The sequence below is a fragment of the Imperialibacter sp. genome, from assembly GCF_048007035.1.
Lineage (GTDB): Bacteria > Bacteroidota > Bacteroidia > Cytophagales > Cyclobacteriaceae > Imperialibacter.
Map to the genome: position 1 here is coordinate 1,806,212 of NZ_CP180355.1, position 12,805 is coordinate 1,819,016.

Below are 12,805 nucleotides of genomic sequence, written 5' to 3' on the forward strand. Positions count from 1 at the left end.
AGCAACTGACAATGAATATTCAGGCAAAAAAACTTCCAAAAGTTTCCCTGGTTGGCGCCGGCCCGGGTGACCCTGAGCTAATTACGCTGAAAGCAGTGAAGGCCTTGCAGTCGGCTGATGCAGTGCTTTACGACGCCCTGGTTAACGAGGAACTGCTCGACTATGCCCCTGCGTCGGCCGTCAGGCTTTTTGTAGGCAAAAGAGCCGGTAGACATAGCTACAGGCAGGAGGAAATCAATAAGCTGATTGTGGAGCATGCCTATCACTACGGGCATGTGGTACGCCTGAAAGGCGGCGATCCTTTCATTTTCGGTCGTGGACAGGAAGAAATGGATTACGTGAAAAGCTTTGGGATTGACGTGGAAGTAATTCCTGGCATCAGCAGCTCCCATGCTGTTCCAGCCATTAACAATATACCATTGACCGCCCGGGGCATGAGCGACAGCTTTTGGGTGATTACCGGCACCACCAGCGGCGGCAAAGTATCGAACGATCTCTACTATGCTGCCCAATCGAATGCCACTGTTATCATACTGATGGGCATGAACAAGCTGAAGGAAATTATGGGAATCTTTTCCAGGTTTCAAAAAGACGAAACGCCTGTCGCCATCATCCAAAACGGCAGCCTTCCCAATCAAAAAATGGGTATTGGCACTGTGTCGAGCATTACCTCTATTGCCCGGGAGAAAAGACTCGGCAGCCCTGCCATTATCGTTATTGGCGAAGTGGTAAAAGTTGCGCAGAAAGAAGAATTCATGGCAACGATACTTGAACAACTGGAAAAGAAGGCATGAGCCAAAATACGCTCTTTCCGGTTTTCCTGAAGCTTGAGAACTTTAACACGCTGCTTGTGGGAGGTGGCAATGTGGGGCTCGAAAAGCTTACTGCATTGCTGGTCAACAACCCATTGGCCAATGTAACGGTTGTTGCTGATCGCTATCTGGAGGAAACGGAAAAACTGGCGAAAAGCTCCCCCAATGTGGTGCTGACCTACAGGAAATTTGAATTTGACGACCTGAACAACAAGCAGCTGGTGATACTAGCGACAGATAATTTTGAACTACACAAAGAAATCAAACTAAAGACAGCTGAGCTGGGCATTTTGACCAATGTGGCAGATACTCCGGCGCTGTGTGATTTTTACCTTGGCTCTATTGTTCGCAAAGGAGACCTGAAAATTGCCATCTCTACGAACGGCAAGTCCCCTACCCTGGCAAAACGGATGCGCCAGTACCTGGAGGAGGCCATCCCCGACAGCATGCAGTCGTTGCTGGACAACATGAAAACCTTTCGGGACAAACTGAAAGGCGACTTCTCAACAAAATTGGAGGTGCTGAACGACCTCACCTCCTCTATGATCGAAAAAGAGAAAAAAGACAATTAAGAACCCTTCACGCTTAACACACCTCTTCAAAGTTGGAAGGGAGGAATAGGTAAAGAAAAAGGACTCGCCTGCTGTGAGTCCTTTTCTTTTTTATGGTATTTCTGAAAAGTAGAAAGGAGATAGTCACGCAAAGGCGCAAGTCTGATAAATCAGACCGCAAAGGTCTAGTAAATCATTCGGCTATGGCTTCACCAGTGACATTTTATGTACTATATTTTGAGAAAAATTTTTCCAACTATTAACTAAGAAAGCTATGTCGGAAAACGATCTATCAAAAATCATTGTTAATACCTGCTTTACAGTTCACCGTGGGATGGGCCCGGGGCTTTTTGAGTCTGTTTACGAAGAGATCCTTTGTTATGAGCTAAAAAAAGCCGGATTGAGCATCGAAAGACAAAAAGGCATTCCAGTTTATTGGGATAGTCTGAAAATGGATATCGGCTTCAAAGCTGATATCATCGTCGAGAGAAAAGTAATTCTGGAGCTTAAGTCAGTAGAGGAAATAAGCAGAGTTCACCAAAAACAACTACTGACTTACTTGAGACTTACAAACATGAAGTTGGGTTTGCTTGTCAATTTCAATGAAGAACTTATCAAAAATGGGATTCAGAGAATTGTTAATGGGCTGTAGTTTTTATCGCAAGAGGCTGGCTAATTTGATTAATCACATAGAGGCACTTCGAAGCATTCCGAACAAAAATTAAAGTTCATCTTTGCGCCTTGGCGTCTTTGCGTGATTTCACAAAGAAAAGTGATCACGCAAAGGCGCAGGCCTAAGAGGTTCGGCTACAAAGAATTCTCTCTTCTCCAAACGTCTCTGCGTGATATCCTTTCTTTAAATCATTCGGCAATCTCTTACTCAGTTCGCAGTGACCCAGCCGGGTTTCTTATAGCTGCCTTGATCGACTGATAGCTGACCGTCAGCACTGAAATGAGCACTGCAGCTCCCGTTGCAGCGATGAAGAACCACCATTTTAACTCGATCCTATAAGCAAAGCCGTCTAGCCAGCCGTCCATGGAGTACCAGGCAATGGGCACGGCAATCAGGCAGGCAACCACCACCAACTTTAAAAACTCCTGCGACAGCAAAAACACAATACCCTGCACCGAGGCACCCAACACTTTGCGGATACCTATCTCCTTCACTTTTTGCTCTGCGGTAAAAGTGGACAGCCCAAAAAGCCCAAGGCAGGCAATAAAGATGGACAGCCAGGTAAAGTTCTGAATTAACCCTGCAAACTCTTCGTCACTTTCGTACTGGCGACCAAATTCTTCGTCGAAAAACGTATACTCATACGGGTGGGCTGGCAACATCGTTTTCCATGTGTTTTCCATAGCCGCCAGCACTTCTTTGGTCTGAGTGGCATTAATTTTCACAGAAAGCGTTGAGGTCGCATTGGGGTTGTAGGCAATGATGATGGGCTCAATCTTGTGACGCATACTGGCAAAGTGAAAGTTTTTCACCACACCCACGACAGTTCTCTCAGCTGGCCCATACCCAATCTTTTTTCCAACCGGCTCGTCCCAGCCCAAAGCTGCCGCTGCTGCTTCGTTGATAATCAGGCTCTGCTGCTCGTCGGCAGGAAAGTCCTTTGAGTAATTTCTCCCTTTTACTATTTCCATGCCCATAAGCGGAAAGTAGTCCTCATTGACTGACATCACGCTCACGATCCACACGTCATCCGGGTCGCTTCCCTCCGGCCGGATACCTCTGCGTCCAAAGCCTCGCCCGGGCATACTGGAAGAGTATGCTGCCGACAAAACGCCCCTCTGCTGTAGCAACTCATTTTTCATCGCCTCAGCCTTTTGCTGAACGGTCTGGTCGCTCAGGCTTAATGTAATAATCTGCTCCTCCGAAAAGCCCTTGTCGATACTTTTGATATAGTTGAGCTGTCTGCCGACCACCACCGTTCCGATGATCATAGTGACCGAAGCTGTGAACTGGATAATCACCAACGATCTTCTCAGCCAAACGCCACTTTTTCCCGTTTTAAAGTTGCCACGAAGCACCTTGAGAGCCTGGAAGCCAGACAAGAAAAAGGCTGGGTAAAAGCCAGCCAGCACCCCGATGCCCAGTGTAATACCTACAATGCCAACTATTGTGGTAGCATCAGAAAGGAGGTAAACCAGCAGATTATCGGGGATACCAAAATTGAGGTAGCTAGACAAGAGACCAACTGCCAGCAGAGAAACGAGCATGGCGATTGTGCACAGCAGGATGGCTTCACTTAAAAACTGAACCACTAACTGCGGTTTGTAGGCGCCCAATACTTTGCGCATACCCACCTCCTTGGCTCGATTGGCCGAGCGGGCTGTGCTGAGGTTCATAAAGTTGAAAGTGGCGATCAGAATGACAAACAAGCCCACCATCAGCAGGGTGTACACATAGTTAAGATCGGTTTTTTCAAAGTTGAAATTGTCAAACAGTATTCCTGTTGAGCTCAGATGCACGTCGCTGAGGGGTTGCAACGTGACCGAAAAGTTCTCACCCACATCATTCTTTCGAATCAGCGCTTCCATATCTGCTTCCGTAGCTTCCTCGCTGGCACCAGGCTCAAGTACCGCATAAGTGGTAATAGCAATCGACCGCCAGGTACTCAGAAACTGCCTGGTAGAGCTGTCCGCCTCAGTAGGCACCAGCGATGCCAACACATCGAACCTCAGGTGTGTGTTTCTTGGCAGGTCTTTTACAATGCCCACCACCTGCATATTAGTTGAATTGTCGATCTCGAAGGTCTTTCCCATGGGATCTTCTACCCCAAACACCTTTTTGGCAAAGCTTTCTGTCAAAACCGCTGTGTTAGGATTGAGTAGCACCGTTTCTTTGTTACCCGCCAGCAGCTCCAGGTCAAACACATTGAAAATAGAGTTTTCGACATAGGCGCAGTTCTCCGTGTAAAGCGGCACATCGTTGTACTCTACCAGGTTGCGACCACTGTAGCTAATGCGGGTAGTTTCTTTCACCTGACTGAGCTCGGTCTTCATGGCTGGGCCAATAGCAGGCATGGTAATCCCTACCAGGTTGCTGCTGACGCCCAGCGCTTCATCGATGGTCAGCATACGGTAGATGTTGTCCTTTTGGGTGTTCCAGTCGTCGAAGCTGAGCTGGTTTTTTGCAAAAAGAAAAATGAGCAATGCACAGGTGAAACCCACTATGAGGCCTCCCAGGTTAATGACAGAGGTTTCCCTGCTTTTCAGGAGATGCCTGAAAGCAAGTTTGAGGTAGTTTCCAATAAGCATAATTAGTCCTTTTTTGAGTTGTCCTTTTGTAATCTACTGAATTTTAGAAGGTTCAGTCTTTCAATATAACAGTATTGGTTGTTGCAGTAAGGAATTTAACGATTTTTAACGCATGGGTTGCTAAAAGTTGTGGATCGGTAAATCACGGAATGGTTACGGAGAATTCGGCTGTTGGTTGGGGTGAAAAAAGTCGGGATTTTTGCTTCAAGCATGCTAGGGGAGTTGACAGAATGCATCATGCGAGCATGGCAGTCTGCCAGAAAACGAGTTGAATGCCGATAAACAGATTGCTTAGTCGCATTGAAATTAGTGGCATGGATGATCAGTAGTTTACTCCTACCGATGACGTGTTACTAAGCTTTCCAAAGAATGGGTGGATTTCGACAGGCTCAATCTGACACATTCTTTTAACATTTCGAATCACGTCATCTCAATTTGTGCGGTTGCCAAAATGTTAGGTCTCGCAAAGACGGTCAGGTAAAGGTTTCGTTGCTAAAAGGCAGCTTCCTGTGAGAAAATTGCTTCAGCATCTCCTCCAAACTCCCGCACACTTCCGGTGGCAATCCCAACCAGCCCCCAAGCTTTCTAAGCAGGTGTGGTTTGTCCTGCGAAAACTCATCCAACACTGCCGACGACCGCTGAGACTTGGAAAGCTTCACTCCCCCGTCCAGGATCAGAGGGTGGTGAAAAAATTCAGCCTGAGAAAAAGCGCTCAGCCCCAGCTTTTCAGCCAAATACAGTTGCGCTACAGAGCTCTCAAAAAGGTCTTCTCCTCTCACAATAGTATCCACCCCAAAGTGTGCATCGTCAATCACAGAAGCCAGGTGATAGGCCGGGATGCCGTCCCTCCTTCTCACTACAAAGTGAGACTGTGAGTAGGGCAATTGCTCCGCAGTCAATGATTTCCTATAATGCTTCATCTTTACCTCATCCATGCCGTCGGTCTTTAATCGCCAACTAATGTTATGGGCATGTAGGTTAATGCCCTTATGCTGGCATATTCCCTCGTAGTTATGCTCTTCAATGAGTTTTTTCACCAGCTTTCGGGAGCAGTCGCAACCAAAAACAGCCCCCGCCTCCTCCAGCTTTTGCAAAGCGGCCTCATACACCTCCATCCGCCGCAGCTGCGAGTATTCTTTCTCAAACTGCTCAACAGAAAAAGGCCCTAAATCCCAATCCAGCCCCAGCCATTCCAGCGTGCGAAAAATGTTCTCCACATACTCCGGCCTCACCCTTTCCTGATCCAGGTCGTCGATCCGGAGTAAAATTTGTCCATTGTTTTTTCGAGCCAATAACCAGGTGATCAGAAAGGAATAGACATTGCCGACGTGTAAAAAACCACTGGGAGTGGGTGCAAATCGGGTAATGGGCGCTGGTAGCTGTAACTTTTGCAAACGGTTCACAAACGTTGTTTTTTCCGTTCGTCTAAGTTCGGCTGGTAAAAACGAAAAAGCCAGATTACTTCAATGAATATTTGACAATCAAAATCTAATAAATGAACGTCACTTCGAACCGCCACCAGGCGGGAGAAGTCTCCTCAAGGTGACTCTGATCTCCACGGGTAGACTTCCCTCCTAGGACTTCTCACACTAAACCGTTTACTATGAAAAGGATTCTTACTGTTTGTTTTATGCTGGCGTGTGCCCCCGCACTGTTGATGGGCCAGGCCAAAAAGTACAGTGCCAAACAAATTGAAGCACTGAAAAAAGAGGCGGCCGCCAAGGTAGAGGCCAACGCCAAACTGGCCCAGGTAATGGTCGACAAAGTGTTCAGCTTTTCGGAGCTCGGCTTCCAGGAAGTGGAAACGTCGAAATACCTCACCGGTATTCTTGAGGAAAATGGGTTCACCATCGAGCAAGGCATTTCAGGCATTCCTACAGCGTGGTTTGCCAAATGGGGCAATGGCAAGCCAGTCATTGCTATCGGCTCCGACCTTGACTGTATCCCAAAGGCATCGCAAAAACCCGGCGTAGCCTACCACGACCCGATTGTGGAAGGTGCTCCCGGCCACGGTGAAGGGCATAACTCAGGCACACCGCTCAACATTGCTGCCGTGTTGGCAGTGAAGGAAATCATGGAGCGGGAAAAGATGTCGGGCACGCTGATCGTTTGGCCTGGTGTGGCTGAAGAGCTGGTAGGCACCAAAGCGTTCTACACCCGTGATGGCTATTTTGACGATGTCGACATTTCGATCTTTACTCATGTGGGCAACAACTTTGGCGTCTCCTACGGACAGGCTTCAGGCACCGGCCTGATCTCGGTAGAATACTCTTTTGAGGGAGAGGCCGCCCATGCAGCCGGAGCCCCCTGGAGAGGCAAAAGTGCCTTGGATGCCGTAGAGCTTACTTCCATCGGCTGGCAGTACCAGCGGGAGCACCTCGATCCGCTACAGCGTTCTCACCACGTAATCAAAGACGGAGGTGACCAGCCCAATGTGGTGCCTTCCAAGGCTTCCATCTGGTTTTACTACCGCAACGTGACCTACCCCAAAATCATGGAGATGTATGAAAAGGGCAACCGTATTGCCGATGGCGCCGCTATGATGACAGGCACCACAGTCACCCGCAGGGTGCTGGGCAGTGCCTGGCCCCGCCATTTCAACAAAGTGATCGCAGAAACCATGTACGAAAACATCAAAAAGGTTGGTCTGCCTACCTGGAGTGATGACGACCAGACTTTGGCTAAGGCACTGCAAAAGGAGCTCGGCAATCCCAAGCAAGAGGGGCTACCAACGGCACTTGACACGTTGAAACCACCGACACGTAATTTCGTGAGCGGTGGCTCTGATGATATTGGCGACATCAGCTGGAAGTTGCCAACAGTTACTATGCGCTTTCCTTCCAACATCCCCGGGCTGCCCGGTCACCATTGGGCCAATGCCGTAGCCATGGCGACGCCGATCGCCCACAAAGGAGTAGTGGCGGGTGCCAAAGCCGAAGCCATGACGTTAGTGGATTTTCTGCTGAAGCCAGAGCTGGTAACACAGGCGTGGGACTACTACCGCAATGTGCAAATGATGGACACCGAGTACAAGCCCATGATTGCTGACGATGAGAAGCCGGCCACTCATTTGAATACCGAAATTCAGGATGAGTTCCGCCCTCAGCTAAAGCCGTTTTACTACGACGAAAGCAAGTATGGCACCTACCTGGAGCAATTGGGCATCAAATACCCGACTGTGAAGGGTGAGCAGTAAGAACTAACAACTATAAAATGAAAAAGGGCTGCTGAGAAGTGGCCTTTTTTTTGCTTTAAGAGTAAAATCCCTTTCTCCTGGCCCACCACCCTCACTAAAAAACACATTATTCGTTATATTTGAGAAAACCATGGTGTATGAAGGCATTTGAATTCACAACCAAGATTAAAAAGAATAAGATCGATATTCCCTCGAAGCTTCAAGAAGAAATTGCTCAGTCCGAAGATGGAGCTGCGAGAGTAATTATCTTACTGGAAGAGTCGCCCATTCGTGATGAAGGTGTGTTAGGGCAAATTGTGGTTGAAAAGTTTCTTCAGGGTTACGATGAGGCTGATGCCATTTACGATACCTACAAAATAGATGAGTAGGCTAAGTTTTGGTGACGTTGTCCTCCTGAAATTTCCCTTCACCGATAATTCTGCATCAAAAAGAAGGCCTGCGCTAGTCATCAACGATTTTGAAGACGGCGACATTATCGTTTGCCGAATCACCAGCAGGTTATACCAAAGCTCTTTCGATATTGTCTTAACCAACTGGGAAAATGCAGGTCTAAAACTCCCGTCTATAGCACGGATCCATAAAATAGCTACGCTGACCAAAGACATGGTCGAATTGAAAATGGGGGAAATTCATAGGAGGGACAAAGACAAGGCAAGAGAGCTAATCGGTAAGTTGTCGGAGAGTAACGGTCACTAGAAAAGTGATCACTTGGGCAGGTCATGGAAAAGCACTTGTTCAAATTCCACAGGCTGGTTACATTGTCTTTTATGCCAAACCAAAACCAACCTATGAAAAAACTAATCCTCCTCAGCCTCGTCATTCTATCTGCAACAGGCATCTCTCTTGCCCAAGACCAGTACATCTTCCCATTTGGCGGAGGCCAAAACAAATTGTTCATCAAAGAAATTATCAAGCTCACCGGCAAGGAGCGCCCGAAGATTTGCTACCTGCCTACTGCCTCTGGCGATAGCGAACAAGGAATTATCCGCTTTTACGAGTTGGTGCATGACCTGTCGGTAGCGCCGTCCGTGCAAAAGGTGTGGATCAGCTCTTACAACCAGAAGCAGACTTTTGAAGAGGTGCTGCTCAATGTAGATGCCATCTATGTTGGCGGCGGGAATACCCTCAACATGATGGCTATCTGGAAGGCACAAGGCATCGACGTTGTCCTCAAAAAGGCGCTGGAGAAAGGCATTATCCTGGCTGGCGGCAGTGCTGGCTCCCTCTGCTGGTTCGACAATGGCACCACCGACTCCCGCCCCATCGAGCTGACGGTTGTGGAAGGTCTTGGATTCCTTCCTTATAGCCATAGCCCGCATTATGACGCCGAAGAATTTCGCCGCCCGCTGTACATGAAAAATATCGAAGATGGCATCTTCAAAGCTGGCTATGCCATGGACAACTACTCAGGCATTATTTTCAAAAACGGTAAACCATTCAAAGTGGTGGCCACGAAACCCGAAGCCAATTGCTACTTCGTGTCGATGAAAGATGGCAAAGTAGTGGAGGAAAAGCTGGAAAAGGTGATTTTGGAGTGAGCCAGTCATATCTCGCTCCAAAAAATCTCGTGGTTAGTCAAGCTATTCCCACGCTTAGTACTTTGATATAACCAGGCGCAATCTTTTTGTCAGGTTATTAGCTGACAATTTTTTTGATTTTGTAAAAGTATAGCCTTACTTTTACATTATAAAAGTCAGTCTATACCCTTACACAATGAGAGCTAGAAGTCTACAGTTAGATCAACTTGAAAGAAAACTAAAGGTATATTCGAGCATCAAAAGCACACCTATTCCCCCAACAGGTTGGATAAAAGCGGTTCGACTAGCCTTAGGTATTTCGCTACAGCAATTGGCTACCAAACTCTCCATAACCAGGCAGAGCGTCCTTGAAATAGAGAATAGGGAGAAAAACGGGAGCATCACCATCAAGTCATTGCGTGAAGCGGCTAATGCCCTGGATATGGACTTGGTTTATGGTTTTGTGCCAAAGGATGGCTCACTGGATGCGCTGGTTGAAAGAAAGGCCAGAGAACTCGCTACGAAAATTGTGCGCCGAACTTCCAATACCATGAAACTGGAAGCTCAGGAAAATTCAGAGTCAAGGTTAAGGACGGCCATATCGGAAAGGACATCTGCGCTGAAAAGTGAAATGCCAAAAATGTTATGGGATTAGACTTTGAGTATATCAATGGTCAGACTCCACTGGATGAGGAGGAGAGGGAGGGGCTTTTGATAGAAACGATAACAACACGGGATGAATTGGATGAATTCGAGCAGCAAAACATTGAAGACGCCATTCAGTGGACGCTGGGGCGTTCTTTCAAGCCTGAAACAATTTTAACTGAGTCGTTTATACGAGGCCTGCACCGGCGGATGTATAAAAATGTATGGAGCTGGGCAGGTGAATTTAGAAGGACAGATAAAAATATTGGAATAGACAAATGGCAAATTCCCACTGCTCTAAAGGCACTTTGTGATGATGCAGCCTATTGGATTAAAAACGAAACCTATTCGCCGGATGAGACGGCCATACGGTTTAAACATCGACTTGTCAGCATCCATTGTTTTCCAAATGGTAATGGTCGACACAGTCGATTAATGGCAGACGTAATTATTGACAAAATATATAAGCAACCCGTATTTACCTGGGGAGCTGGTGATCTTGCCAAGCTAAGCGACACCAGGAAAGAATATTTGCTTGCATTAAAAGAGGCTGACAAAGGTCGGCTCGATGAACTCTTAAGGTTTGTCCGGTCATAAGAACCAAAGCGGCAGAAGGTGATTTTGGAGTAATTGTCATTATAGCCCGAAGTGCTATATTCGGTCTCTTCTAAATGAGTCGGTATGAAATTTACACTTATCGGGGTTATTTTTTGCTCCTCGTTGCTTTCGTGCGCTGCCAACGACGAACGCTACCTGTTTTTTCTGCACAACAAGTGGATAGAAGATCATGAGCTTAATGAAGGTCATCCCAAATACGGCAGGGCCGAGTACCGGGAGATTGTGAACGCTTTCAAAAAGGAAGGGTTTACGGTGATCAGCGAAAAAAGGAAAGCCAATACCGACGAGAAGACTTATGCCCGCAAAGTGAAGTCACAGATCGACAGTTTGCTTCAAATGGGTGTCGAGCCAGGCAAAATCACTGTCGTTGGAACATCCAAAGGCGGAATTATTGCGCAGTATGTTTCGACCTACGCACGAAACGAGCAGCTGAATTTTGTTTTCATCGGCAGCTCTTTTGAGGGGCTGGTGGAGCAAATTCCTGACATTGACTTGTGTGGCAATATCCTGGCGATCAACGAAAAATCCGACCGTGGGTCAGTGTCTCTTGCTGGCAGAATAGAGAAATCCACCTGCCAGATTGTGCACTTCAAAAACATCGAACTCAACACCGGCAAAGAGCACGGCTTTCTCTTCCCGCTGATGAAGGAGTGGTTTGAGCCTGCGGTGAAATGGGCCAGAGAAGATTACCAATAGTATAACCGACGATGCGCTGGTGGGTGAAGACACCCCACCAGAACGGCGATATCACCCTGCCTCACTTCAAATACTTATCCGTAAACAGGACAAACTGTGCCCAATCGTAAAAAGTAAGGTCATGAATGCCTGTGCGGTTGTGGTACGACAACGGCCAGGCAATGATGGGGCTGTCCGGCTTTGGTGGTGTACCAGGCAGGTTCGACTGGGGACTGTACAGATTGAACACCGGCTCTGCGCTTCGCATTGCGAGGTAGGTGCCCGTGGGATCGGCCCAGAGGTCTTCCGTGGCATTGGTGGCATACACGGGCCGTGGCGCAGCCAGTGCAATCAGCATGTGCTGATCGACAGAAAGCGCCGCTTCATTGCCATTGTACTTTTTATAGTTGGTGTTGAACCAATGCGGAAATGCGGTATTGATGACCTCCACAGTTTCCCCAAAATTCCGTTTTGACAAGGCCGCCCCTGTGTTGCCTGAGCAGTTGGTAACGCACATGGCAAAGCGCTGGTCCTGTGCGGCTGCCCAAAGCGAGGCTTTTCCTCCACGGGAATGGCCCACCACAATCACCTTTTTGTGGTCTACCAACTCTTCTTTTTCGAAATAATCCAGCACCCGACTGGCACCAAACGCCCAGGCGCCTATGGTTTTCATGCCGTTGTCTCTGGTGAGCTCGTCAGGAAAAAGCCGCAGCAAGCCATCCTGGTAAGTGTCTTTGTCATCCGGTGCTGCATCGCTAACATGGAAAGCGGCAATGCCATAACCCGCCGCAATCACCTGCTCAGCAGGCCAGAAACCCATGATGGTATCTCGTGAGGCTAAAGTGTTTTTCGGACTTCGGTTATTGATGAGCAGAAAAGTAGCTACTGCCTTTTTCGCCTGCTGGGGCGTAAACAGCACCACATGGATGGTGGCCTGCTGTCCGTTGTTGTAAATGGTCACATCGGTTTGCTTCAGGTGCGCCGTCCCTTGCATCACACCGGGCTGATCGTTCACAACCTTGAAAGAAACACTGTCGAATACTTTCGGCATCGTGCCGTACACATTGTCCTCAAATAATTGGAGTACCTCTGCCCTTCTCGACGCTTCCCATTGGCTTCTGTTCTTTACTGGTTTGCCGTTGCTGTCGACGAGCAGCGGAGGGAGGGTGTAGGTACCTGCTTTTGACTCGTCGTAGTTTTGGGCCAAGGTGGGTTGACACAAAAGCAGTCCCAATACATATAAAACAATTATCTCTCTCATTGAACAGAGTAGGAATGATAGTGAAATATACGAACAAAGTAGGTGGATTACCGTGACTTATCATTCTGATAACGATGTGAACTATTGAAGAGATGCGGTGTCAATTCTTAAGTCCTCAAACAAATTTTCAGCATTTAATATGCACTTGTTAGATATTCGAACTTCATGAAAAGCAACTTGGCTCCTCAATTTGATTATATTACATGCTGTACTAACTCTTCTAAAGATCATTTACCCCTTTCAAGAAAAAAATAAACAATGCAAATATG

13 protein-coding genes are annotated in these 12,805 nt (G+C 47.5%); 10 read left to right on the plus strand and 3 right to left on the minus strand.

Annotation, left to right across the window (positions count from 1 at the left end; translation table 11 throughout):
* The first annotated feature begins 11 nt into the window (after positions 1–11).
* From cobA to ACMVP2_RS08000, 3 genes are all read left to right on the plus strand, one after another.
* Entirely contained in the window at positions 12–794 is a 783-nt protein-coding gene (gene cobA / locus ACMVP2_RS07990; RefSeq protein WP_416867322.1) for a uroporphyrinogen-III C-methyltransferase, read from the plus strand.
* Entirely contained in the window at positions 791–1,384 is a 594-nt protein-coding gene (locus ACMVP2_RS07995; RefSeq protein ID WP_416867323.1) for a precorrin-2 dehydrogenase/sirohydrochlorin ferrochelatase family protein, read from the plus strand. The genes cobA and ACMVP2_RS07995 overlap by 4 nt, the downstream gene beginning before the upstream one ends.
* 253 nt (positions 1,385–1,637) lie before the next feature.
* Positions 1,638–2,015 carry a GxxExxY protein gene (locus ACMVP2_RS08000; protein ID WP_350076204.1) on the plus strand — a complete coding sequence of 126 codons (378 nt, stop codon included), beginning with the start codon at positions 1,638–1,640 and terminating at the stop codon, positions 2,013–2,015.
* Positions 2,016–2,239: 224 nt separating this feature from the next.
* On the opposite strand, the gene ACMVP2_RS08005 is transcribed toward ACMVP2_RS08000, so the two are convergent.
* Both ACMVP2_RS08005 and ACMVP2_RS08010 read right to left on the minus strand, forming a co-directional pair.
* The gene (locus ACMVP2_RS08005; protein WP_416867324.1) at positions 2,240–4,624 is read right to left on the minus strand and encodes an ABC transporter permease; all 2,385 of its coding nucleotides are present in this window, start codon (positions 4,622–4,624) and stop codon (positions 2,240–2,242) included.
* A gap of 473 nt (positions 4,625–5,097) precedes the next feature.
* On the minus strand, positions 5,098–6,027 hold the full coding sequence (locus tag ACMVP2_RS08010) for a glutamate--tRNA ligase family protein (RefSeq protein ID WP_416867325.1): 930 nt from the start codon (positions 6,025–6,027) through the stop codon (positions 5,098–5,100).
* A gap of 200 nt (positions 6,028–6,227) precedes the next feature.
* Between ACMVP2_RS08010 and ACMVP2_RS08015 the strand changes: the two genes are divergently transcribed.
* From ACMVP2_RS08015 to ACMVP2_RS08045, 7 genes are all read left to right on the plus strand, one after another.
* Positions 6,228–7,820, plus strand: coding sequence for an amidohydrolase (locus ACMVP2_RS08015; protein ID WP_416867326.1), 1,593 nt, complete (start codon positions 6,228–6,230; stop codon positions 7,818–7,820).
* A gap of 137 nt (positions 7,821–7,957) precedes the next feature.
* Positions 7,958–8,188: a hypothetical protein gene (locus ACMVP2_RS08020; RefSeq protein ID WP_416867327.1), complete on the plus strand. Its 231-nt coding sequence runs from the start codon at positions 7,958–7,960 to the stop codon at positions 8,186–8,188.
* Positions 8,181–8,516, plus strand: coding sequence for a type II toxin-antitoxin system PemK/MazF family toxin (locus ACMVP2_RS08025; RefSeq protein ID WP_416867328.1), 336 nt, complete (start codon positions 8,181–8,183; stop codon positions 8,514–8,516). Before ACMVP2_RS08020 ends, ACMVP2_RS08025 begins: the two co-directional genes overlap by 8 nt.
* A 92-nt stretch (positions 8,517–8,608) precedes the next feature.
* Positions 8,609–9,358: a Type 1 glutamine amidotransferase-like domain-containing protein gene (locus ACMVP2_RS08030; RefSeq protein ID WP_416867329.1), complete on the plus strand. Its 750-nt coding sequence runs from the start codon at positions 8,609–8,611 to the stop codon at positions 9,356–9,358.
* Between the two features lie 175 nt (positions 9,359–9,533).
* On the plus strand, positions 9,534–9,992 hold the full coding sequence (locus ACMVP2_RS08035; protein WP_416867330.1) for a mobile mystery protein A: 459 nt from the start codon (positions 9,534–9,536) through the stop codon (positions 9,990–9,992).
* A complete protein-coding gene (locus ACMVP2_RS08040) occupies positions 9,983–10,579 on the plus strand; it encodes a mobile mystery protein B (RefSeq protein ID WP_416867331.1) in 597 nt (198 codons plus the stop codon). Before ACMVP2_RS08035 ends, ACMVP2_RS08040 begins: the two co-directional genes overlap by 10 nt.
* Positions 10,580–10,663: 84 nt before the next feature.
* Positions 10,664–11,296: an alpha/beta hydrolase gene (locus ACMVP2_RS08045; protein ID WP_416867332.1), complete on the plus strand. Its 633-nt coding sequence runs from the start codon at positions 10,664–10,666 to the stop codon at positions 11,294–11,296.
* A 61-nt stretch (positions 11,297–11,357) separates the two neighbouring features.
* Here ACMVP2_RS08045 and ACMVP2_RS08050 read toward each other — a convergent pair whose 3' ends face one another.
* On the minus strand, positions 11,358–12,536 hold the full coding sequence (locus tag ACMVP2_RS08050) for an alpha/beta fold hydrolase (RefSeq protein ID WP_416867333.1): 1,179 nt from the start codon (positions 12,534–12,536) through the stop codon (positions 11,358–11,360).
* Positions 12,537–12,805 lie beyond the last annotated feature (269 nt).